The sequence below is a fragment of the Streptomyces sp. NPDC008317 genome (assembly GCF_042955955.1).
Taxonomy (GTDB): domain Bacteria; phylum Actinomycetota; class Actinomycetes; order Streptomycetales; family Streptomycetaceae; genus Actinacidiphila.
The window spans coordinates 735,190-756,826 of sequence record NZ_JBIBFQ010000001.1 but is presented as its reverse complement, the minus strand read 5'-3'; the positions used below and the strand labels follow the sequence as shown (position 1 = coordinate 756,826).

The 21,637-nt window shown below is 72.5% G+C and carries 19 protein-coding genes and 2 pseudogenes; 9 read left to right on the top strand and 12 right to left on the bottom strand.

The annotated features are described in order from the left end of the window. Positions 1-118 precede the first annotated feature (118 nt). The 5 genes from ACFY9V_RS03145 to ACFY9V_RS03125 all read left to right on the top strand — a co-directional run bounded on the left by ACFY9V_RS03145 (position 119) and on the right by ACFY9V_RS03125 (position 3,602). On the top strand, positions 119-283 hold the full coding sequence (locus ACFY9V_RS03145; protein WP_188284483.1) for a hypothetical protein: 165 nt from the start codon (positions 119-121) through the stop codon (positions 281-283). A gap of 83 nt (positions 284-366) precedes the next feature. Beyond that, positions 367-660, top strand: a complete 294-nt coding sequence (locus ACFY9V_RS03140; RefSeq protein ID WP_355336532.1) for a Dabb family protein — start codon at positions 367-369, stop codon at positions 658-660. Between the two features lie 256 nt (positions 661-916). Beyond that, positions 917-1,738 carry a SigB/SigF/SigG family RNA polymerase sigma factor gene (locus ACFY9V_RS03135; RefSeq protein ID WP_391042301.1) on the top strand — a complete coding sequence of 274 codons (822 nt, stop codon included), beginning with the start codon at positions 917-919 and terminating at the stop codon, positions 1,736-1,738. 167 nt (positions 1,739-1,905) lie between these two features. Next, the gene (locus ACFY9V_RS03130) at positions 1,906-2,748 is read left to right on the top strand and encodes an RNA polymerase sigma factor SigF (RefSeq protein WP_093712083.1); all 843 of its coding nucleotides are present in this window, start codon (positions 1,906-1,908) and stop codon (positions 2,746-2,748) included. A gap of 53 nt (positions 2,749-2,801) precedes the next feature. Beyond that, complete coding sequence (locus ACFY9V_RS03125) at positions 2,802-3,602, top strand: hypothetical protein (protein WP_391159013.1); 801 nt, start codon at positions 2,802-2,804, stop codon at positions 3,600-3,602. Between the two features lie 200 nt (positions 3,603-3,802). On the opposite strand, the gene ACFY9V_RS03120 is transcribed toward ACFY9V_RS03125, so the two are convergent. Then, positions 3,803-3,988, bottom strand: a complete 186-nt coding sequence (locus ACFY9V_RS03120; protein ID WP_355336534.1) for a hypothetical protein — start codon at positions 3,986-3,988, stop codon at positions 3,803-3,805. Between the two features lie 263 nt (positions 3,989-4,251). Here ACFY9V_RS03120 and ACFY9V_RS03115 point away from each other — a divergent pair, with 263 nt between their 5' ends. The 3 genes and pseudogenes from ACFY9V_RS03115 to ACFY9V_RS03105 all read left to right on the top strand — a co-directional run bounded on the left by ACFY9V_RS03115 (position 4,252) and on the right by ACFY9V_RS03105 (position 7,197). Then, positions 4,252-4,734: a MarR family winged helix-turn-helix transcriptional regulator gene (locus tag ACFY9V_RS03115; protein WP_355336535.1), complete on the top strand. Its 483-nt coding sequence runs from the start codon at positions 4,252-4,254 to the stop codon at positions 4,732-4,734. Between the two features lie 12 nt (positions 4,735-4,746). Beyond that, a pseudogene (locus ACFY9V_RS03110) lies at positions 4,747-6,432 on the top strand (MDR family MFS transporter); the annotation flags it as partial. 303 nt (positions 6,433-6,735) lie between these two features. Next, on the top strand, positions 6,736-7,197 hold the full coding sequence (locus ACFY9V_RS03105) for a TIGR03618 family F420-dependent PPOX class oxidoreductase (protein ID WP_391042297.1): 462 nt from the start codon (positions 6,736-6,738) through the stop codon (positions 7,195-7,197). A gap of 58 nt (positions 7,198-7,255) precedes the next feature. Here the strand turns inward: ACFY9V_RS03105 and ACFY9V_RS03100 are convergent, their stop codons facing one another. The 10 genes and pseudogenes from ACFY9V_RS03100 to ACFY9V_RS03055 form a co-directional block, all read right to left on the bottom strand. Beyond that, entirely contained in the window at positions 7,256-8,485 is a 1,230-nt protein-coding gene (locus ACFY9V_RS03100; protein WP_391042295.1) for an FtsX-like permease family protein, read from the bottom strand. A 182-nt stretch (positions 8,486-8,667) separates the two neighbouring features. Then, positions 8,668-9,342: pseudogene (locus ACFY9V_RS03095) on the bottom strand (ABC transporter ATP-binding protein); the annotation flags it as partial. A 104-nt stretch (positions 9,343-9,446) separates the two neighbouring features. Continuing rightward, positions 9,447-10,517 (bottom strand): peptidoglycan-binding protein, encoded by a 1,071-nt coding sequence (locus ACFY9V_RS03090; RefSeq protein ID WP_391159010.1) that lies wholly within the window; start codon positions 10,515-10,517, stop codon positions 9,447-9,449. Beyond that, positions 10,510-11,034 (bottom strand): hypothetical protein, encoded by a 525-nt coding sequence (locus ACFY9V_RS03085; protein ID WP_355336538.1) that lies wholly within the window; start codon positions 11,032-11,034, stop codon positions 10,510-10,512. Before ACFY9V_RS03085 ends, ACFY9V_RS03090 begins: the two co-directional genes overlap by 8 nt. 90 nt (positions 11,035-11,124) lie before the next feature. Continuing rightward, positions 11,125-12,372: an ATP-binding protein gene (locus tag ACFY9V_RS03080; RefSeq protein ID WP_391159008.1), complete on the bottom strand. Its 1,248-nt coding sequence runs from the start codon at positions 12,370-12,372 to the stop codon at positions 11,125-11,127. Next, entirely contained in the window at positions 12,369-13,061 is a 693-nt protein-coding gene (locus tag ACFY9V_RS03075) for a response regulator transcription factor (RefSeq protein ID WP_355336540.1), read from the bottom strand. The genes ACFY9V_RS03080 and ACFY9V_RS03075 overlap by 4 nt, the downstream gene beginning before the upstream one ends. A 215-nt stretch (positions 13,062-13,276) precedes the next feature. Further along, complete coding sequence (locus tag ACFY9V_RS03070; RefSeq protein WP_391159006.1) at positions 13,277-15,517, bottom strand: glycosyltransferase family 39 protein; 2,241 nt, start codon at positions 15,515-15,517, stop codon at positions 13,277-13,279. Further along, positions 15,514-17,001 carry a glycosyltransferase gene (locus ACFY9V_RS03065; RefSeq protein WP_391159004.1) on the bottom strand — a complete coding sequence of 496 codons (1,488 nt, stop codon included), beginning with the start codon at positions 16,999-17,001 and terminating at the stop codon, positions 15,514-15,516. The genes ACFY9V_RS03070 and ACFY9V_RS03065 overlap by 4 nt, the downstream gene beginning before the upstream one ends. A gap of 25 nt (positions 17,002-17,026) precedes the next feature. Beyond that, the gene (locus ACFY9V_RS03060) at positions 17,027-18,679 is read right to left on the bottom strand and encodes an ATP-binding protein (protein WP_391159002.1); all 1,653 of its coding nucleotides are present in this window, start codon (positions 18,677-18,679) and stop codon (positions 17,027-17,029) included. Between the two features lie 20 nt (positions 18,680-18,699). Further along, positions 18,700-19,476 carry a response regulator transcription factor gene (locus tag ACFY9V_RS03055; RefSeq protein ID WP_355336754.1) on the bottom strand — a complete coding sequence of 259 codons (777 nt, stop codon included), beginning with the start codon at positions 19,474-19,476 and terminating at the stop codon, positions 18,700-18,702. A gap of 442 nt (positions 19,477-19,918) precedes the next feature. On the opposite strand from ACFY9V_RS03055, the gene ACFY9V_RS03050 reads away from it, so the two are divergent. After that, positions 19,919-20,791, top strand: a complete 873-nt coding sequence (locus ACFY9V_RS03050) for an MEDS domain-containing protein (protein ID WP_391158999.1) — start codon at positions 19,919-19,921, stop codon at positions 20,789-20,791. On the opposite strand, the gene ACFY9V_RS03045 is transcribed toward ACFY9V_RS03050, so the two are convergent. Next, positions 20,751-21,236, bottom strand: a complete 486-nt coding sequence (locus tag ACFY9V_RS03045; protein ID WP_391158996.1) for a cytidine deaminase family protein — start codon at positions 21,234-21,236, stop codon at positions 20,751-20,753. The genes ACFY9V_RS03050 and ACFY9V_RS03045 overlap by 41 nt on opposite strands. Positions 21,237-21,637 lie beyond the last annotated feature (401 nt).

The window sequence follows — 21,637 nt, the reverse complement described above, 5'->3', positions numbered from 1 at the left end:
TTCTAAGAGGATGATTGGGACAACAGGCCGTCTGATTACGCCATCTGATGGATAGACTTCCGTGATTGCACACTTGTGACCGTCGGTGCGGGCTGCGGGCTGGGGAGGGCAAAGGCGCATGGCGCAGGCGAAGAAGATCACCATGTACGTACTGGTGATCTTCATCCTCTACACGATCATCAATCAGCCGGCCCGAGCCGCTGATCTCGTCCAGGTAGGCTTCCAGGGCATATCGAACGCCGCGAAGAGCATCGGGAAGTTCATGCACGACCTGGCCAACTGACCGGCGGGCCGTCCCGGCCGCTCCGGCGGCGCACCACCAGTACCCAGCGGCACGCGGCGGCATGCCGGCGGCGAGGGAGTCCCATGATCCGGCATCTGGTCCTGTTCAGGCTCAACGAGGGCGTGCGGCAGGACGAACCGCGTGTCCAGGCGGGCGCGCGGGCCTTCGCCGAGCTCGGCGAGAAGGTGCCCGAAACGCTCTCCTGGGAGTGCGGCTGGAACATCACGGACCGCCCGATCGCCTACGACTTCGCCATCAATTCCACCGTCGCGGACGCGGCGGCGCTGACGGCGTATCTCGAACACCCGGAGCACCGGGCGGCCGTCGCGCTCTGGTCGGAGTTCGCCACCTGGGTGATCGCGGACCTGGAGATCTGACCTCCCGGCCGAGCGCACGACGAGCGTTCACGCGCCCCCCGCCGACCCGCGGGGGGCGTTTTCGCGCCCTTTGAGCCCCCTCGCGCGCCACCTCCGCGCACCCTTCGCTCCGGATTCACACCGCCGGACGGGGGACTTCCGGGCCGCCGGTTCGTACAACACGGCAATATGCGGTGCTTGCACAAAGCGGACATGAATTGTGATGCTATGACCGCTTTTGCCGGATGAGTGGACCGATAAGGGGTGTGGTGTGCCGGTGTCGGCCCATACGGCGTCAACAACGTATCCCCGAGGCAGAACCCGTACGCCCAGTGCCAATGCGGCGGACGCGAGAGCGCTCACCCAGGTGCTCTTCGAGCAGATCACCAAGCTGGAGCCCGGCACCCCCGAGCACGCACGGGTGCGGGCCGCGCTGATCGAGGTGAATCTGCCGCTGGTGCGCTACGCGGCGGCCCGCTTCAGGAGCCGCAACGAACCGATGGAGGACGTGGTCCAGGTCGGCACAATCGGCCTGATCAACGCGATCGACCGGTTCGACCCGGAGCGCGGCGTGCAGTTCCCGACCTTCGCGATGCCGACCGTCGTCGGCGAGATCAAACGTTACTTCAGGGACAACGTGCGGACCGTGCACGTGCCGCGCCGCCTGCACGAGCTGTGGGTCCAGGTGAGCGGCGCGATCGAGGACCTGACCGTGCTGCACGGCAGGTCGCCGACGACGGCCGAGATCGCCGAGCGGCTCAAGCTCGCCGAGGAGGAGGTGCTGGCGTGCCTGGAGGCGGGCCGCGCCTACCACGCGACCTCGCTGGAGGCGGCACAGGAGGGCGACGGGGCGCCGGGGCTGCTCGACCGGCTCGGCTACGAGGACCCGGCGCTGTCCGGGGTCGAGCACCGCGACCTCGTCCGCCATCTTCTGGTCCAGCTTCCCGAGCGGGAGCGGCGCATCCTGTTGCTCCGCTACTTCGGCAACCTGACGCAGTCCCAGATCAGTGCGGAACTGGGGGTTTCGCAGATGCACGTGTCCCGTCTGCTGTCCCGGAGCTTCGCGCGGCTGAGGTCCGCAAACCAGCTCGAAGCGTAGCTGAAGAGGATTAAGTCACCTGCACGGATATGTCGACATGGCGCTACAGCGTGTTGCCGACATGTGACATTCTGCGGGTACCGCGTTTGTCGCGAGCCGGCCTCCGGTATTCCAGTGGAGGAACAACCGTCGCTCGCGACACCCGTCCGCGACCTCAAGGGGGTGGCATGTCCGTACAGGTGGGCAGTCCCAAGGTGCTCAAGCCCGACACGGCGACCGCACCGCACGATGCTCTTCACGGCGAGGCCATCGACACCCGCACGCTGTCCCGATCGCTGTTCCTGCGCCTCGCGGAACTGCCGGTGGACAGCCCGGAACGCACCTATGTACGTGACACGCTCATCGAGCTGAATCTGCCACTCGTGCGGTACGCAGCCGCTCGCTTCCGCAGTCGGAACGAGCCGATGGAGGACATCGTCCAGGTCGGCACGATCGGCCTGATCAAGGCGATCGACCGCTTCGACTGCGAGCGCGGGGTGGAGTTCCCGACCTTCGCGATGCCGACGATCGTCGGTGAGGTGAAGCGATTCTTCCGCGACACCTCCTGGTCGGTCCGGGTCCCGCGCCGCCTCCAGGAACTGCGGCTGGCGCTCACCAAGGCCAGCGACGACCTCTCCCAGAAGCTGGACAGGTCGCCGACGGTCGCCGAACTGGCGGTCTGCCTCGGGGTGTCGGAGGAGGACGTCGTCGACGGCCTCGCGGTGGGCAACGCGTACACCGCCAGCTCGCTGGACTCCCCGCCGCCCGAGGACGACGGCGGCGAGGGCACCCTCGCGGACCGCCTCGGCTACGAGGACACCGCGCTCGAAGGCGTCGAGTACCGCGAGTCGCTCAAGCCGCTGCTGGCCCAACTGCCGCCGCGCGAACGGCAGATCATCATGCTGCGGTTCTTCGCGAACATGACGCAGTCGCAGATCGGCGAGGAGGTCGGCATCTCCCAGATGCACGTCTCCCGGCTGCTCACCCGCACCCTCGCACAGCTCCGTGACGGCCTCACCGCAGAGGCATGAGGTGGCACTGACGGGGTGGTGACGACCTGACACCCCGTCAGTAAACTGACGTGATGGTCGCGTTGGTCTCGTACGTCGCGTTGAGGAAGACCCAAGCCCTGCTGCGCACCACGACTCCGGCGCTCGCCGCGCTGGGCCTGCTCGTCATGGCCACCGGCTGCGCGGGCGGCGGCACCACCGGCCATGTCGCGATCGGCGGCGTCGGCCCCTCCCCGAGCGCTCCCCACGACGTCCCCCCGGACGGCGACGTGGTCCTGGTCCCGCTCGACGGCCCGGCCCCCGGCGCCGCGAAGCCCTCCCGTACGCCCTCGGGCACGGACACCGGCACGGGGCCGCGTACACCCTCCTCCGGAGCGCCCCGGACACCCTCCTCGCCCCACGGGACCCCCACGACCCCCGGCGGACCGGCCAGCGGCTCGACGGCCCAAGCGGGCGGCGGCACGGACTCCGGTACGGGCTCGGGCACGGCTACGGGCGGCGGCACGGGTTCAGGGGGTACGGATGCAGGGGGCACGGGCTCGGGCGGTACGGGCTCGGGCGGCGGGGCCACGACGGCCGCGCGGCTGACCGTGAGCGCGCCCACGCGTACGGCGGACGCGGACCGCTGGTGCGAGAAGGTCGCCGTCACCTTCACCAACGCCGGGGGTCTGCCGGTGACGGCGGGCACGGTCACCTTCGGCACCCACATCATCGGCGGGCTCGGCATCGACTGGGCAACCGTGGAGACGGCGAAGCCCGTGCCGGTGCCGCTGGCGGGCGGGGCGTCGCGCACCGCCTCCTGGGACCTGTGCGTGGACGCCTGGCGGGTGCCGCTGGGCATGCACATCGAGACCAGGGACGTCACGCTGTCCTGACCGGCGCCGTCCTGGCGCCGACCCGGTCCCGGCCTGTCCCCCGATCCGCCCGTGGACCCAAGGACAGCCCCGACAACGGACCCGTCAAGACCCGTCCACGGACCTGCCCACCGACCTGCCTGCCGACCTGTCCACGGACATCCGTGGCGATATGCCCCCGTTGGCACATCCTGCTGCGTAGGGACGGGCAGGCCGGGCGGTCAGCGCATCGCGAGCGCGACCACTCCGATGACCACGGCCACCGCCACGATCACACCGATCACCAGGCCGACCTTGCTGCGGCCCTGCGCCCGCTGCACCTCGGCGGCGGGCGGCTGCTCGTCGACGAAGGCACGGAACATCTGGGTGTTGCCGGCCGGGTCGTAGTTGTTCTCAGGGTTCGACATGCCGCCTGACCCTAGCGTCTCGACGGAAGGGCCCGCACCCCCGGCCCGCCCGGCGGCCACACGGCCTCCGGCCCGAGCCGTTCAGGCAACCCGGACACGTACCTCTTGGGCGGATACAGGCGTTTCCTTTGCTGAATCTTTGCCGCGATTCCGGGCAAAGAATTTGTCTGGCACAACCAACTACTTTACAGTTGCTTCAGGCAACCAAAGATCACAGCGGACTCACAGGCAGCTCCCGCAGCGGAAGGACAGGTGACCGTCGCATGGCGGACCGCGAGCAGTGCGTGGAACTCGCACACCAGCTCCGCACCACCTTCGTCGTCAGCCGCGAGATCGCCCGGGGGCTGCCGCCCGAGACCCCGCTCACGGCGGTTATGGTGCTCGGCGCCCTCGACCGCCACGGCGAGCTGCGGATGAGCAGGCTCGCCGAACTCCTCGACGTCGACATGTCCGTGACGAGCCGTCATGTCGCCTTCGGCGTCGAGCGCGGCTGGATCGACCGGGCCCCCGACCCGCTGGACCGCCGCTCACGGCTGCTGCGGCTCACCGAACACGGCACGCGGACACTGCGGTCCTCGTCCGACCGGGCCGCCGCCGTGGTCGCCGACCATCTGGCCGACTGGCCGGACGCCGACGTGGCCCGGCTCTCCGAACTGCTCGCCCGGCTGCGTGACAGCTTCGGCGACTGCCGCTCCGCCGCCTCGCGCGGCGGCGCCCACCACATATCGCGCGCCCAGACGGGCTGAAGAGGACTGAAGATGGCAACAACAACCCAGGCCGGCAAGCGGGACGGGCAGGCACCGGAACCGGGCCACGGCGGCCAGGAATCCGCGCCCATGTCGCACCGGCAGATCATGGAGGCGCTGTCCGGGCTGCTGCTCGGCCTGTTCGTGGCGATCCTGTCGTCCACGATCGTCTCCAACGCCCTGCCCCGCATACTCGCCGACATCGGCGGCGGGCAGAGCGCGTACACCTGGGTGGTCACCGCCTCGCTTCTCGCGGTCACCGCGACCACCCCGATCTGGGGCAAGCTCTCCGACCTGTTCAGCAAGAAGCTGCTGATCCAGCTCTCGCTGGTGATCTACGTGGTCGGCTCGATCGTGGCCGGCTTCTCCACCAACCCCGGCATGCTGATCGCCTGCCGCCTGGTCCAGGGCGTCGGCGCGGGCGGTCTGTCCGCGCTGTCGCAGGTGATCATGGCCGCGATGATCTCGCCCCGGGAGCGCGGCCGTTACAGCGGCTACCTCGGCGCGACCTTCGCCATCGCGACCGTCGGCGGCCCGCTGATCGGCGGTGTCATCGTCGACTCCACGCTCGGCTGGCGCTGGTGCTTCTACGTCGGTGTGCCGTTCGCCGTCGCCGCGCTGGTCGTGCTCCAGAAGACGCTGCACCTGCCGGTGGTCAAGCGGAAGGTGCGGATCGACTGGACCGGCGCCTTCCTGATCACCGCGGCCGTCTCGCTGCTGATGGTGTGGATCTCGCTCGCCGGCGAGAGCTACGCGTGGGTGTCCTGGCAGAGCTACGTGATGGTGCCGCTGTCCCTCGTGCTCGGCGCGCTGTTCGTCTACACCGAGACCCGCGCGGCCGAACCGATCGTCCCGCTGCGGCTGTTCCGCAACAAGACGATCACCCTCACCTCGATCGCGAGCCTCTTCGTCGGTATCGCGATGTTCGCCGGCACGGTCTTCCTGAGCCAGTACTTCCAGCTCGCCCGCGGCAAGACCCCGACGATGTCCGGCATCATGACGATCCCGCTGATCGGCGGCCTGTTCATCGCCTCGACCGTCTCCGGCCAGATCATCACCCGCACCGGCCGCTGGAAGGCGTTCCTGGTCTCCGGCGCGGTCCTGCTCACCGCGGGCTCCGCGACCCTCGGCCTGATCCGCAACGACACCCCGTACTGGGAAGTCGCCGTCTACATGGCCCTGTTGGGCCTCGGCGTCGGCATGATGATGCAGAATCTGGTGCTCGCCGTGCAGAACCAGGTCTCCGTCGCGGACCTCGGCTCGGCCAGTTCCCTGGTCACCTTCTTCCGCTCGCTGGGCGGCGCGGTCGGCGTCACCGCGCTCGGCGCGGTGCTCGGCAACCGCGTCACGCACTTCGTCACCACGGGCCTCGCCGACCACCACATCACCGGCGCCGGGACCGGCGGCGGCATCCCGGACGTCGAGCAACTGCCCGCCCCCGTCAGGGGGATCGTGGAGAGCGCGTACGGCCACGGCATCGGCGACGTCTTCCTGTACGCCGCGCCCTTCGCCCTGCTCTCCTTCCTGCTGGTGATCTTCGTCAAGGAGACCGCCCTGCGCACCCGCAGCGGTTTGCAGCAGGCTGAGGCGGGTACGGGCCGGGCGGCGGAAGTCGCCGTCGCGGAGCTGGCGGCGGCCGAGACCGGCGCGGCGGACATCGCCGCCACCCAGACGGGTACGCCCGAGGCGGAAGCCGTCCGGGACCGGTCGGGCGACCAGACCCGGTAACCGGGAGGGCCGGTCACCCGGCCCGCAGGAACTCCCGGCCGACTGTCCTGTTCCCACAGCGGAGAGGTCCAGGGCGGCGGACGGGACCGGGTCCCGGAGGACGGCCGGAGCAGGGGACGGCCGAGGCCGTCCACCGGGACCCAGCACGAAGGGCGTGCCGCCGGAGCCGATGTCACGGCACGGCGGCCCGCCCCCTCTCGTCGGACGCCGTTTCGGCGTAAGGCCGCAGGCGCCTGCGGCCGCATCCGCGGATGCCCGACGTAGGGTGCTGGCATGGCTCCCAACATCGCCACGAATACGTCCGTCACGCTGGATGAGCTGCTGGAGTTCGTGCGCCCGCGGCACCGCGCGATCCTGCTCACCACCCGTTCCGACGGCCGCCCGCAGGCGTCCCCGCTCACCTGCGGGGTCGACGACTCCGGCCGGATCGTCGTGTCGACCTACCCCGAGCGGGCCAAGACGCGCAACGCCCGCCGCGATCCGCGCGCCTCGGTCGTGATCCTCTCCGACGAGTGGAACGGCCCCTGGGTGCAGGTCGACGGCACCGCCGAGGTCATCGACAGCCCCGAGTCCGTCGAGCCGCTGGTCGAGTACTTCCGCAACATCTCGGGCGAACACCCCGACTGGGACGAGTACCGCTCCGCGATGGTGCGGCAGGGCAAGTCCCTGATCCGCGTCACCCCGGAGCGGTGGGGCCCCATCGCCACCGGCGGCTTCCCGGCCCGGCTGGCGTAGCGCGCACTCCACGTCCCGTCGGGGGTTCCGACTCCCGTCCCCTGAGCGGTCGTTGCCCTCAGCCGCTCAGGGCGGCGGTCGGGTGGGTGCGGGCGGCGCGGATCGCCGGGTAGAGCCCGGCCACCGCGCCGATGAACAAGGTCGCGCCGACCGCGATCAGCAGGGTCACCGGCGGCACCGACAGCGGCCAGCCCTTGATGACGGCGAAGCCCGCCGTCACCGCGACGCCGAGGGCCGAGCCGAGGACGCCGCCGAGCGCCGAGAGCAGCAGGGCCTCCGCGAGGAACTGCGCCCGGATATGGCGGCGGGTGGCGCCCAGCGCGCGGCGCAGCCCGATCTCGCGGCGGCGTTCCAGCACGGAGATGATCATCGTGTTGGCCACGCCGATGCCGCCGACGAGGAGGGCCACGGAGCCGAGCCCGACGAGCAGCCCGGTGAACGCCTGGTCGGCGGCGTTCTTCGCGGCGAGCGCGTCGGAGGGCCTGGACACGGTGACCTCGTCGGGCGCCTGCGGGTTGACCGTACGGCCGAGGCGGGAGCGTACGGAGTCCACGGCCGCGTCCGCCGAGCGCTCGTACACCACGGTCGGGCTGCCGTCGTAGCCGAACTGCGAGCGCGCGACGGGGGTGCCGACCAGTGCGGAGGTGTCCAGCTCCGGGGCGAGCGGCACCGCTTCGAGGATGCCGACCACGGTGAAGTACCGGTCGCCCAGCCACACTTGGGAGCCGGGGGAGACAACTCCCAGCCGCTCGGCGGTCTTCGAGCCGAGGACGACGGCGGGGAACTTCGCGGTGGCGGCGTTGAGCCACGATCCGGCCGCGAGTCTGGCGCCCACGGTGCCGATCAGGCGGAGGTCGGCCGCGCGGGCGGTGATGCCGCCGGTGGCGTCCTTGTCGGACAAGTGGCTGCGGTACACCGGGACGCTGAGGTCGCCGTAGCCGCTGGTGCTCTCGACGCCGTCCAGGAGGCCGACCTTCGCGATCGTGTCCTGCGGCAGCTTCGTGTCCTGCCCGAAGAGGCTCTTGCCCGCCTGCGCGGTCAGCAGATTCGTACCGAGCTTGGCGAGTTGGGCGTTGAGCTTCGCCTGGCTCGACGCGGAGATGCCGACGACGGCGATCATGGCGGCGATGCCGATCGCGATGCCCAGCGCCGAGAGGAGCGCGCGGGCGGGACGGGTGCGCAGCCCGACCGTGCCGAGTCGCAGCAGGTCGCGGCCGAGCAGGCGCGAGCGGGGCGGCCTCCGGCCCGGACGCGGTGGAGAGGCCGCCGCCGTGGCCTGGGCGCTCACGCCGACGCCCTTTCGCCGGAGGCGACAGAGGACGCCCCTCGCGCCACTCCCCCGGAGGGCCCGCTATCCCCACCGGCTCCCGCACCACCGGCCGCTCCGGCCGCACCGGCCGCACCGGCCGCACCGGCCGCTTTGGCAGCTCCGGCAGACTCGGCCGCTCCGGCAGGCCGGGGCGCTGTGGACGCCCCGGCCGGGCCCGAGTCCGACAGGACTCGTCCGTCGCGGATGGCGATCCGGCGGGGCAGGCGGGCGGCCAGCTCGGCGTCGTGAGTGATGACCAGGACGGTGGTGCCCTGGGCGTTGATCTCGTGCAGGAGCTCGACGACCCCCGCGCCGGAGGCCGAGTCGAGGTTGCCGGTCGGCTCGTCCGCGAGGAGCAGCGGCGGGTCGCCGACCACGGCGCGTGCGATGGCGACGCGCTGCCGCTCGCCGCCGGAGAGCTGGTTCGACTTGTGGTCGTGGCGGTGGGCGAGCCCGACGCGGTCGAGGACGGCCCGCGCGCGCTCGCGCCGCTCGGAGCGGGGGACGCCCGAATAGAGCAGCCCGTCGGCCACGTTGTCGAGCGCGGTGACGCCGTCGGCCAGGTGGAACTGCTGGAACACGAAGCCGATCCGGTGCGCGCGCAAGGCGGACAGGGCACGGTCGGAGAGGTCGTTCACATCCACCCCTTCGATGGCGACCGAGCCCGCGGTGGGCCGGTCGAGGGTCCCGATCAGGTTGAGGAGGGTCGATTTGCCGGAGCCGCTGGGGCCGACGAGCGCGACCAGTTCGCCTTTCCGCACGGTCAGGCTCACTCCCGCGCACGCGAGTACCGGAGGCTCGCCGTAACCGCGCTCGACATCGCGCAGTACGACGATGCCAACGCTGTCACCGCTGTCACCGCTGTCGCCGCTGTCGCCGCTGTCGCCGCTGTCGCCGCCGCCGAACTCGTCGCGGCCGCCGCTGAGTTCCCTGGTGTCGCTCACAGTCCCGGCACCACGACCCTCTGACCCTCGGCGACGCCGTCGCCGGAGATCTCCACCCGGCCGCCCGCGAACAGGCCGGTCCTCACGGGGACGCGCGTGGTCCTGCCGTCGGGTCCGACGACCTCGACCCCGAACCGGTCGCCGTCGAGGGCCTGGAGGGCGCCGACGGGTACGGACAGCACGTGCTCGCGCGTCGCCGATGGGAAGTTGACGGTCACCGTCGCCTGCTGGAGCGCGCCCACCGCGGCGGGGTCGGCCAGCGAGACGACGACGGGGATCACCACGGCCTTGCCGGTGCCGCCCTCCTTCTCCGTGGGCACCCCGACACCGGTGATCGTGCCCTTCGTGGACGTGCCCGAGGGCAGGTCGATGGTCACCTTGCCGCCCACGACGGCCAGTTGCTGATCGGCGAGCTTGAGGTCGACGTCCACCTTCTTGTCGAGTCCCGTGATGCCGAGGACCGGCGCGCCCGCGCCGAGCCGGTCGCCGACGGACACCTTCACGGCGGCGACGCGTACGTCCCCCGGCACGAAGACGACGCGGCCGAGTTCGACGGTGCCGGTACGGCGCTGGCCCGTGGCCTTCTGCCAGGCGCGGACCGCCTCCGCGGTGCGCGCGGTGAACTTCTCGTCGGGTGCGAGGCCGAAGTACCCGAGCTTGGCGAGGCCGCGCTCCAACTGCCTGACGTCGGGCCCGTCGTCCATCCCGGCGCGGAAGGCGCGCCAGGCGGGAAGCGGCCCGCGGAAGAGGAACACCGGCACGTTGTCGACCGCGAAGAGCCGCTGGCCGAGCCTGATCCGCGTGCCGGTGGCGGGCAGTTGGGTGACCACGCCGTCCAGGCCGCCCGCGATGTCGCGCGCGACGGCGAAGGCGAGGGTGCCGGAGTTCTTGGTCGTACCGGTGAGCGTGCCGCGCTCGACCGGCGCGGTCTCGACGTGCGGGGTCTCCTTGGCGGTCGCGGGCGAGCGGTCACTGCCGTACGCGTAGATCCCGGCGGCGCCGCCGCCCCCGAGCAGGAGGACGACCGCGAGGGCGGCGCCGGTCACGGCGAAGCGTTTCCTAGCCATTGGGGCGCACGCCCCCCATGTCCGCGTTGCCGCCGCTCGCGCACTTGGCGACCACGTCCTTGGGTGCGTCCTGCGGGACGGTCAGGCCGATGACGCCCTTGCCGGGGTCGGGGACGTCCACGCCGTTGTCGCGGAAGCACTTGGCGCTCTTGAGCGCGTCCTCCTGCAACTGCTCGTCCGTCTTGTTCTCCATGCCGGGTACGGGCGGCGGGTCGCCGAGCGTCCCGCGGCACTTCGTACTGGCCTTCTCCAGCGCGGCCATCTCCGAGGCGTCCTGCGACTCGGTGACGGCGAGGCCGCCCTTGCCCGGGTCGGGGAAGTCGATGCCCTCGTCGCGCATGCACGTGGAGAAGGCGAGCTGCCAGTCCTCGAAGCTCTTCGCCTTGGCGGTGGGCTTGCCGGTGTCAGCCGTGCCGCCGCCGTCGGTGCCGCCGCCGCAGGCCCCGAGGAGCACGATCGTCAGCGGTACCGCGGCCACGGACCCGAGCAGGCGCCGGCGCTGCTTCGTAAGGAACATGGTGTCGTCCTTTCGGCGCGGCACCCCGTGGTGCCGCTCGTCCCGGACAGTCCATCGATCGCGCGGTTGCGAGGGAGTCAAGGGATTCTTTTAGCTTTTGATGACACCGCGCGCGGGCAGCGCGAAGGTCACGGTGAGCCCGCCGCCGGGGTTCGCGGCGATGCCGAGCGCCGCGTCGTGCACGTCGGCGACGGCGGCGACGATCGCCAGCCCGAGGCCGTGATGCCGCTGCCCGCCGGCGCGCCCCTCAGACCGCCCGGCCGTACGTCCCGTGCCGCGCACGAAGGGCTCGGTGAGGGAGGCGACGGTGCCTTCCGGCACCACGGGTCCGGTGTTGACCACGCGCACCTCGGCGCCGCCTTCCGGGGCCGGTCCCGTACGCACCTGGAGCGAGCCGCCCGCCACGTTGTGCCGCACCGCGTTCTGGAGGAGATTGGCGACCGCCCGGTGCAGGAGCACGGGATCGCCGACGGCCGCGGCGGGGCGGAGGTCGAGGCCGGCCCGGACGCCCGAGGCGTCGAGTTCGTCGTGCAGGTCGCGCAGCGCGTCCGCCGCGATCCGGGCGAGGTCGAGGCCGTCCCGGCGGACGCCGCGCGCGCCGATCTCGGCGAGGGTCAGCAGCGAGTCGACGGTCTCGATGTTGCGCCGGTTGGTCCGGTAGACGCGCTCGGCGACCTCGCGCAGTTCGGGGTAGCCGACCTCGGGGTCGGGCTCGCGGTCGGCCAGCGCGACCTCCAGCATCGTCTGGTTGGCCGCCAGGGGCGTCCGCAGCTCGTGGGAGGCGTTGGCCGCGAACCTGCGGTGCGCCTGGAAGGAGCTGTCGAGCTTTTCGAGCATGTCGTCGAAGGTGTCCGCGAGGTCGTGCACCTCGTCCCCGGGGCCGCGCATGCCGATGCGGTGGTCGAGCGCGCCCGTCGCGGCGAGCTTCGCGGCCGAGTTGATCGCCGCCAGCGGGCGCAGCACCCGGCCCGCGACGACCCAGCCGATCACCGCGCCGATCACCGCGAGGACGACGAGCACGACGGCCGAGACGATCAGCAGCGTGTTGAGGATGTCGGAGGCGCTGCTCAGGTGCAGGGCCGAGGCCGTGTCGGCGTCACTGTTGGTGGGGCTGACCGGCGACGGGGCGACCTTCACCCCGGGCACGGACATGCCCTCCTCCAGTTTCGACGGCAGGATCGCGTACGTCGGCACGTACCGCATGAAGACGTACACGGTGCCCAGCATCAGCGCGCCGGTGGCCGTCAGAAGGGTCGCGTAGGTGAGGGTCAGGCGGGCGCGCATCGTCATCCGCGGGCGCCAGGACAGCATGCCGAGGGGGGACGTCCTGTCGGTCACGGCCGGTCCCGGTCGGTCGCGTCGGGTACGGGGGCGCCGAAGCGGTAGCCGCTGCCGGGGACGGTCTGGATCACCCACGGCTTGCCGAGCTTCTTGCGGAGGTTGGAGATGGTCACGCGGATGGTGTTCGTGAACGGGTCGGCGTTCATGTCCCACGCCTTCTCCAGCAGCCGCTCGGCGCTGAGCACACCGCCGCCGGCCCGCATGAGCAGTTCGAGGACGGCGAATTCCTTGCGGCTGAGCCGTACCTGCCGTCCGTTCCTGCTCACCTCGCGGCGGTACGGGTCGAGGCCGACCCCGGCCGCCTCCAGGGACGGGGGCGCGGCGGGCTGATTGCGCCGCTCCAGGGCGCGCAGCCGCAGGACCAGCTCGGGGAAGTCGAACGGCTTCGCGACGTAGTCGTCCGCGCCCCGCTCGAAGCCGGTGACCTTGTCGTCGAGGGTCCGCGCCGCGGTGAGCATCAGCACGCGGGTACGGGGGTGGTCGGCGACGATCCGCGCGCAGACGTCGTCCCCGTGCGTGCCGGGGACGTCGCGGTCGAGGACGACCACGTCGTAGTCGTTGACCGCGACGTGTTCGAGGGCGGTGTCGCCGTCGTGCACCACGTCGGCCGCGATGCTCTCCCGGCGCAGGCCGGTCTGGATCGCTTCGGCCAGGAACACCTCGTCCTCGACGATGAGCACCCGCATGGCTTCCTCGCTTCCGCCTGTTCCGCTGTTCCGTACGTCCTGGCGCGCTCACGCGTGCCGCGTACGGCGTGCGTGGGGGTACGTCGTGGCCGTCGCACCCGTCGCGCCGGATTCAGCTAAACATGGGGTGGATTGCGAAGCCGTAAAGGAATGCGCCGCGGCGGCGCCCCCGGGTGTGCGGGGCGCCGCCGCGGCGCGGTCGGGGGACGAGAGCGTCAGGACGTGGGCGCGGTCAGGTCGTAGACCGTCGTGCCGCCCACGGTCTTGGCCGTGTAGTGGGCCTCGACCCAGGTGGTGATGGCGGACGCGGTACCGCTGCCGCCCATGCCACCGCCGCCGCCCTGGCCGCCGCCGAGGAAGTAGTGGATCTTCCCCTCGGCCACGTACTTCTGGAACTGGGCGAGGGTGGGCGAGGGGTCGCTGCCGTTGAAGCCGCCGATGGACATCACCGGCTTTCCGGTGGCGAGCTGGTAGCTGGCCTGGTTCTGGGAGCCGATCGCGGCGGCGACCCAGGTGTAGTCGCCGGAATCGGCGAGGAGCAGCTTCTTCATGGCGGAGCTGACCTGGGTGCCGTTGAGCAGGCCGCCCATGCCGCCGCCGTTGCCGCCGGGGGCGCCCGGGGCGCCGTCCTGGCCGGTGCGGCCGGTGCCGGGCATGGTCTGACCGTTCTGACCGGTCTGGCCGTTCTGGCCGCCGCCGAAGGGGCCGCCCTGGCCGGTCTGCCCGTTCTGGCCGCCGGGCATGCCCTGCCCCTGACCTTGGCCCTGGCCCTGACCCTGGCCCTGGCCCTGGCCGTTGGTGGGGCCGCCGCCCATGCCGGGCGGCATGCCGCCGCGGCCACCGCCACCGCCGCCGGGACGTCCGCCGCCGCCGAAGCCGCCCATGCCGCCCTGGACGGCGGGCCCCGCGGTCACGATGGAGCCGGAGTGACCGGTGTTCACGGTGTTGAGGGTGTACGCGACGGGCCCGCCGAGCGCCGCGGCGACGCCGACGAACGCGGCGATCACGCCGAGCCGGGCGGCGACCCGTACCCCGGGCATCGCACCCGCGAGCAGCCCCGCGGCGGCGACGAACCCGCCGATCAGGACCGCGCCGCGCAGCCACGGGAGCCAGTCGGAGGAACGGTCGAGGAGTACGTACGACCACACGCCGGTGCCCGCGACGGTCACGGCGAGCACGGCCGCGGCGGCGATGTGCGTGCGCCGGGCCCACAGCAGTGCCGTGCCCATGCCGACGACGGCGGCGATGTAGGGGGCGAGGGCGATGTTGTAGTACTGGTGGAAGATCCCGGACATGAAGCTGAAGGTCGCGAAGGTGATCAGCAGCGCGCCGCCCCACACCAGGAACGCCGCGCGGACGGTGTCGGTGCGCTTGGCGCGCCAGGTCAGCCACAGTCCCGCGGCGAGCAGGACGAAGGCCGCGGGCAGCAGCCAGGCGATCTGGCCGCCCATCTCGGAGTTGAAGAGCCGCCCGATGCCGGTCTCGCCCCACATCCCGCCACCGCCACCGCCGCCACCGCGGCCCCCGCCGCCTCCGCCGACGCTGCCGGTCTCGTTGCCGGTGATGCGGCCGAAGCCGTTGTAGCCGAAGGTCAGCGACAGGAAGCTGTTGTCCTGCGAGCCGCCGATGTACGGGCGGGACGACGTCGGCCACAACTCGACGATCGTCACCCACCAGCCGCCGGACACCACCATCGCACCGCCCGCGGCGAGGAGTTGGCCGATACGGCGGCGCGGCGTCGTCGGCGCGCAGACCGCGTAGACCAGCGCGAGCGGCGGCACGATCAGCCACGCCTGGAGGGTCTTGGTGAGGAAGGCGAAGCCGAGCGCGACGCCCGCGATCAGCAGCCACTTCGACCGGGCGTCCTCCAGCGCGCGCAGCACGCCGTAGACGGCGACGACCATCAGCAACGCCAGCAGCGCGTCGGGGTTGTTGAAGCGGAACATCAGCGCCGCGACGGGGGTGAGCGCCAGGACGGCGCCCGCGATCAGGCCCGCGCCCGCGCTGAACCGGCGGCGTACGGCCGCGTAGAGCACGCCGACCGTGGCGACGCCCATCAGCGCCTCCGGCACGAGGATCTGCCAGGAGCCGAGGCCGAACAGCCGCACCGACAGGGCCATCGGCCACAGCGCGGCGGGCGGCTTGTCGACGGTGATGGAATTCGCGGCGTCGGAGGAGCCGAAGAAGAACGCCTTCCAGCTCTGGCTCCCGGCCTGGACGGCCGCGGAGTAGAAGGAGTTGGCGTATCCGGCGGCGCTCAGATTCCACAGGTAGAGGACCAGGGTGCCGAGCAGCAGGGCGAAGAACGCGGGGCGCACCCAGGCGGCGTCCTCCGCCCGGCCCCGCCAGGTCCGCCGCGCGAGCCCTCCCCGGTGCCCCGCTGGTCGCGGCGCCGGTTCCGCGACCGGATGCCCGAACACGTCCGTGTCCACTGTGGTGTTGCCCGGCGCGCTCATCGCGCCCTCCTCAAGTCGTCGCGGGGGGAAGGGGTTTCGTGGGCCGGGAGGTCGGCGGACCGGGCCTCGTACGAGACGGGGCCGGCCCCCGTGACCGTCTCACCGTCGCGGCAGGCCGCCGTGACCGTCTCACCGTCGCGGAAGGCCGCGCCGCCGGTCGCGCCCTCGCGGAAAGCCGAGCCGCCGGTCGCGCCCTCGGGGAAGGCCGCGCCGCCGGTCGCGCCCTCGGGGAAGACCCACGCCCGGAAGAGCAGGAATCTGAGCACCGTCGCCGCGAGGTTCGCCGCGATCAGGACGGCCAGTTCCGTGCCGTGGTCCGGGTGGGCGGTCGCCGCGTGCAGGGCGGCCAGTGAACCGCTGGTCAGGGCGAGGCCGATGGCGAAGACGACGAGGCCCTGCGCCTGGTGGCGTACGGCCTGGTCGCGCCCGCGTACGCCGAAGGTGAGCCGCCGGTTGGCGGCGGTGTTGCCGAAGGCGGAGAGCAACAGCGCCAGGGCGTTGGCCACTTGGGAGCCGGTGCCGAGCCGGAAGAGCGAGAAGAGCGCCAGGTAGACCAGCGTGCTGAGCGCCCCGACGACGCAGAAGCCGACGAGCTGCCGCGCCAACCCGGCGGGCACGCCGGTGAGTTCGCGGTCGCGCGGGTCGTCCCCGAAGGGCCGCCGCAGCCGGTCGAGCGCCAACTGCCCGGTGGCCAGGGCCCGGCCGACCCGCCAGACGCCGCGCAGGTCGTCGGTGGCGGTGCGGACGAGGTCGACGCTGCTGTCCGGGTCGTCGACCCAGTCGACCGGCACCTCGTGGATGCGCAGGCCCGCGCGTTCGGCGAGCACCAGCATCTCGGTGTCGAAGAACCAGCCGGTGTCCTCGACCATCGGCAGCAGCCGCTGGGCGACATCGCCCCTGATGGCCTTGAATCCGCACTGCGCGTCGGAGAAGCGCGCGGCCAGCGAGCCGCGCAGTATCAGGTTGTAGGCGCGGGAGATGAACTCCCGCTTCGCGCCGCGCACCACCCGCGAGGAGCGGGCGAGCCGCGAGCCGATCGCCAGGTCGGAGTGGCCGGAGATCAGCGGCGCGACCAGCGGGAGCAGCGCGTTGAGGTCGGTGGACAGATCCACGTCCATGTACGCCAGCACGGGCGCGTCGGAGGCGGACCACACCGTCCTCAACGCCCTTCCGCGGCCCTTCTGTTCGAGCCTGAAGGACTCGACCTCGGGGAGTTCGGCGGCCAGCGCCTTCGCCACCGCGGACGTCAGGTCCGTACTGGCGTTGTCGGCGACGGTGATCCGGAAGGGGTAGGGGAAGGTGCCCGACAGATGCGCGTGCAGGCGGCGGACGCAGGGCTCCAGGTCGTTCTCCTCGTTGTACACGGGGATGACGACGTCGAGGACCGGGGCCGCCTGGGCACCGGGCCCGGCCGGGTGTTCCGGAGCTGTGCCCGCGGCCGGCAGGTGCTGCCGGGCGGGCAGATTGCCGAGTTGGGTTCGCATGATCCGACCCTCGGCGGGCGCGCTGTCACGACGTTGTGGCGAGCCTGAGCGGCGGCTGTGAGTGTGCGGCGCGCAGCCGGACGGTGAAGACCGTACGTCCGGGCACGCTGTCCACGGACACCTCGCCGCCGTGCGCGGTGACCACCGAGCGCACGATCGCCAGGCCGAGCCCCGTACTGCCGGACCGCGCGGCGGCGGCCGTCCGGGTACGGGAGGCGTCGCCGCGCGCGAACCGCTCGAAGACATGGCGTCGCAGGTCGGCGGGGATGCCGGGGCCGTCGTCCTGGACCTGGAGCAGGACGCCGGGCCCGTCGCGTACGACGCGGGCGGTGACCGTCGTACCGGCCGGGGTGTGGGTGCGGGCGTTGGCCAGCAGATTGGTCAGCACCTGGTGGAGGCGCTGCGCGTCGCCGTGCACGGTCGCCGGGTCGTCGGGCAGGTCGAGCCGCCAGATGTGGTCGCGGCCCGCCGCGCGGGCGTCGCTGACCGCGTCCACGACCAGCGGGGACAGGTCGGTCTCGGCGAAGCTGAGCGGGCGGCCCGCGTCCAGTCTGGCCAGCAGCAGCAGATCCTCGACGAGGGTCGTCATCCGTCCGGCCTCGGACTCGATCCGGCCGAGCGCGTGCCGGGTGTCGGGGCCGACGGGTTCCCTTCCGCGGCGGGTGAGTTCGGCGTAGCCGCGGATCGAGGCCAGTGGCGTACGCAGCTCGTGGCTGGCGTCCGCGACGAACTGCCTGACCCGTGTCTCGCTCTCCTGCCGCGCGTGCAGGGCCGAACCCACGTGCCCCAGCATGCGGTTGAGCGCCGCGCCGACCTGGCCGACCTCGGTCCGCGGGTCGGTGTCGGAGTCGGGGACGCGTTCGTGCAGCGCCACCTCACCGCTGTGCAGCGGGAGTTCGGACACGCGGGTGGCCGTCGCGGCGACCCGGCGCAGTGGTTGCAGGGCGATCCGCATCAGCGCCGCGCCCGCGAGGCCCGCCGCGACGAGACCGGCGGCGGCGACCGAGAACTCCACCCAGATCAGGGTGTTGAGGGTGTCCTCGATCCCGCTGGTGGACAGGCCGACCAGTACGGTGCTGCCGTCCGAGGACTGCTGCGCCGACGCGACGCGGTACGTGCCGAGGCCGGGGACGCTGAGGGTGTGGGCCTTGCCGTCCCTCGGTACGGAGGCGAAGGCGGCGGTCTGCCGCGCGGTGAGCGGGTCCGCTTCGAGCAGGCCGCCGCCGGACGGTGTCGCGCTGACCGCGGCCCGCGTGACCGTGCCGTTCGCGCCGACGATCGCCCCGACGGTCTCGCCGGGCTGGCCACCGCCCGCCAGGAATCCGAACGGCCGCTCGGTGAGCGGACTCTGCGGGAGCCGTGCCGCGCGGTTGGCCTCCGGGCCGTCCCCGGGGCCGCCGTGCGGCCCCGCCGCCCGTACCGCCACGTCCTGCACCTTGCCGTCGAGCTGCCCGTACAGGAAGTCGTGCAGCGCGAATATGGTGACCGCGCCGATGACCGCGCACACGACGGCGACGAGCGCGACGCAGGACGCGACGAGCCTGCGGCGCAGGGACCAGGGGCGGGACCAGGGACGGGACCAGGGGCGCTTGCGGGTACGGGAGTTGGGCTTCGGGTCGGCGCGCGGAGTGGGGGGCGGGGAGGCGTGGGGAGTAGGGGGCGGGGAGGCGTGGGGCATCGTCTCGGCTTCCGGGGTCGTCAGGCGGCGGGCTCGCCGGGCTTGATCAGGTAGCCCGCGCCGCGCCGGGTGTGGATCATCGGCGCGCGGCCGGCGTCGAGCTTGCGGCGCAGGTAACTGATGTACAGCTCCACGACGTTGGCCTGACCGCCGAAGTCGTACGACCACACGCGGTCGAGGATCTGCGCCTTGCTCAGCACCCGGCGCGGATTGCGCATCAGGTACCGCAGCAGCTCGAACTCGGTCGCGGTGAGGTGGACGTTGTCGCCGCCGCGGCTGACCTCGTGGCTGTCCTCGTTCAGTACGAGGTCGCCGACGACCAGCAGCGACTCGTTGCGTACGGCGGCGGCGCCCGAGCGGCGCAGCAGGCCGCGGAGCCTGGCCACCACCTCCTCCAGGCTGAACGGCTTGGTGACGTAGTCGTCGCCGCCCGCGGTGAGCCCGGCGATCCGGTCCTCGACCGCGTCCTTCGCGGTCAGGAACAGCACGGGGACGTCCGGGGTGTCGCGGCGCAGCTTCGCCAGCACCTCCAGGCCGTCCATGTCCGGCAGCATCACGTCGAGCACGACCGCGTCGGGCCGGGTCTCGCGGGCCGCCCGCAGCGCGCCCGCGCCGTCGGCCTCGGTGCGTACCTGCCAGCCCTCGTAGCGCAGCGCCATCGACAGCAGGTCGGCGAGCGGCGCCTCGTCGTCGACGACGAGGACGCGTACCGGCGAGCCGTCGGGGCGCGCGAGGTCGGTGGCGGTGGCGGTGGTGGCCGCGTGCGCGGTCGCGGGGGCTGCGGTGGCGGTGCTCATCGATGTGGAAGGCATGGTGTTCACCCTGTGCGCGCGCTATGAGAGGAGCCTTGGCCGATTCTGTGAATCGTCTGAGAATCGGGGTGAGGGTTGTTTGCGGCGGTGCGCGCGGCGGGCCGTACGGCGGTCCGCATGGCGGTGCGCACGGCGGCGGGTGCCGCGCGGGACCGGGTGCCGACTCCGGCGCGGAGAACGATCAAGGGGTGAACGGTCGGAGGCGGACGGTTCGGCGGTCGTTCTGGGCATCTTCCTGGGCACTTTTCGTCATCGGCGGCCGATATGCGATGCGCGGGCCGAAAGGTTGGTGCGGGCGGCGTACGTTCGGTCCATGGGAGGTGGCATGGCGGGCGGCGGGGGTGGCCGCGGTGACCCCGTGGGCGCGGAGCGCGACCGGTCGGTCGCGGCAGGCGGCCATGACGGGAGCGGGGCCGGGTGTACGTCGGTGGCCGAGGCGATACCGCGGGCGGTCGCGGTCGACCGTATGGGCCCCGGTGACCACGCCTGCCTCGGAATCCACGGCGACGACGACCGGTGGGCGGTGCGCGCCGCCTTCACCGTCGCGGGCCTCGCCCTCGGTGAGCGCGTCATGATCTTCACCGGCGGGGACACCGCCGGTCCTGACGCCCTCGCCCATCTCTCCGCGCACGGCGTCCCCGCCGAACGCTGCGCGCGCACCGGGCAGTTGGCGCTCTCCTCCGAAGCCCCCGGCTACGACCCCGCGTCCGGCGCCTTCGACCCGGCGGCCCGTACGGCCTTCTGGGCGGCGGGCACCAGCACCGCGCGGCGGCGCGGCTTCACCGGCATGCGGGTGGTCGGCGACATGACGTGGGCCGCCGCCGCGCACTCCGGCCTCCCCGAGTCCGAACTCTCTTCCTACGAAGCGGAGTTGACGCCCTTCTCGGCCAGGACCGGCTTCACCGCGATCTGCGAGTACGACCACGGCGCCGTCCCGGCGCCCCTGCTCTCACGTATCGCCGCCCTGCACCCGCTCGCCGTCCTGCCCTCCCTCGACACCCTCCACGCCGACCGCACCGGCTCCTGCCTCCGCCTCACCGGCACCGCCGACCTCGCCACCCGCCTCCACTTCGACCTCGCCCTCCGCGCCGCCTTCACCAGCGACCCCCCGCCCGCCCTCCTCGACCTCACCCCGCTCTCCTTCCTCGACGCCCACTGCGCAGGCACCACCCTCCGCCTCCCCCGGGGCACGACGGTGCGCTGCACCCCGTCGCAACACCGCATGCTCCGCGTCTGCGGCGCGGCCGAGGCAGAAGGGGTCACCTTCCAGGTGGAGGATCCTCCGGCGCGGGGTCGGTGAAGAGCGCCGGGTCGAAGGGCTGGGTGCCCTCGTCCGGGGTCCAGAGGGCGGCGAGGGGCATCAGGTCGGTGATGCGGGCGCTCCGGACGCCGTCCGGGGTGGGCAGGAGGACGCGGATGGACGGGTGGTAGTCGAAGAGGATCTGGCGGTCGCGGCCGCACGGGCCGACGGGGCCGCGGCCGAGGTTCCCGACAGCCACGATGGTGGTCAACTGCCGCGCCCCGCAGGCTCGGGCGTGGCCGAGGGCGACGAGTTCGGCGCAGGGCCCGCCGGTGAAGTGGTAGAGGTTGATGCCGCCGTGCATGCGTCCGTCCGCGTCACGGACGGCGGCGCCCATGGTGTGGACGCCGCCGTCGCCGTCGGTGTTCTCGTCGACGATGGCGCGGGCGTACGCGATGAGTTCGTGGTCGGCGGGGGTCAGTTCCCGACTGGGGATCGTCAGCACGGGCCGGATGCTACGGACCCGGGCGGGCGGGACGCGAGGGCTTTACGGGCGGTACGCGGCGCGCCGGAGCCGGGCGCCGAGGCGGTGGGCGATCGTCCGGGCGGCGTCCGGGGCGAGGCCGGGGAGGCAGGAGAGGCGGGTCAACGAGGCCACGAGGGCGCCGGGTTCGACTCCGCCACTGAGGATCACCTCGCCCGCCGCGACGGCCCGCGCCCGCGGGCGCGCCGTAACGGTTCGGGCAGGAAGCCGAGTTGGGCGTGGAAGCGGGTCCACAGGCGCTCGCGGCTCCAGCCGACCCCGGCGGCGAGGTGGTCGACACGGACGAGGCCGAGGCTGCGGCTGCGTCTGCGGCTGCGGCTGCGGCTGCGTCGCCGCCGCAGACCGCGGCTCAGCTCCTCCCG

Bases quoted from the DNA above. Each gene is read 5' to 3' on its own strand.
- ACFY9V_RS03145 (WP_188284483.1), top strand. From the start codon at position 119: ATGGCGCAGGCGAAGAAGATCACCATGTACGTACTGGTGATCTTCATC.
- ACFY9V_RS03140 (WP_355336532.1), top strand. From the start codon at position 367: ATGATCCGGCATCTGGTCCTGTTCAGGCTCAACGAGGGCGTGCGGCAG.
- ACFY9V_RS03130 (WP_093712083.1), top strand. From the start codon at position 1,906: ATGTCCGTACAGGTGGGCAGTCCCAAGGTGCTCAAGCCCGACACGGCG.
- ACFY9V_RS03125 (WP_391159013.1), top strand. From the start codon at position 2,802: ATGGTCGCGTTGGTCTCGTACGTCGCGTTGAGGAAGACCCAAGCCCTG.
- ACFY9V_RS03120 (WP_355336534.1), bottom strand. From the start codon at position 3,988: ATGTCGAACCCTGAGAACAACTACGACCCGGCCGGCAACACCCAGATG.
- ACFY9V_RS03115 (WP_355336535.1), top strand. From the start codon at position 4,252: ATGGCGGACCGCGAGCAGTGCGTGGAACTCGCACACCAGCTCCGCACC.
- ACFY9V_RS03105 (WP_391042297.1), top strand. From the start codon at position 6,736: ATGGCTCCCAACATCGCCACGAATACGTCCGTCACGCTGGATGAGCTG.
- ACFY9V_RS03090 (WP_391159010.1), bottom strand. From the start codon at position 10,517: ATGGCTAGGAAACGCTTCGCCGTGACCGGCGCCGCCCTCGCGGTCGTC.
- ACFY9V_RS03085 (WP_355336538.1), bottom strand. From the start codon at position 11,034: ATGTTCCTTACGAAGCAGCGCCGGCGCCTGCTCGGGTCCGTGGCCGCG.
- ACFY9V_RS03075 (WP_355336540.1), bottom strand. From the start codon at position 13,061: ATGCGGGTGCTCATCGTCGAGGACGAGGTGTTCCTGGCCGAAGCGATC.
- ACFY9V_RS03070 (WP_391159006.1), bottom strand. From the start codon at position 15,517: ATGAGCGCGCCGGGCAACACCACAGTGGACACGGACGTGTTCGGGCAT.
- ACFY9V_RS03065 (WP_391159004.1), bottom strand. From the start codon at position 17,001: ATGCGAACCCAACTCGGCAATCTGCCCGCCCGGCAGCACCTGCCGGCC.
- ACFY9V_RS03060 (WP_391159002.1), bottom strand. From the start codon at position 18,679: ATGCCCCACGCCTCCCCGCCCCCTACTCCCCACGCCTCCCCGCCCCCC.
- ACFY9V_RS03055 (WP_355336754.1), bottom strand. From the start codon at position 19,476: ATGAGCACCGCCACCGCAGCCCCCGCGACCGCGCACGCGGCCACCACC.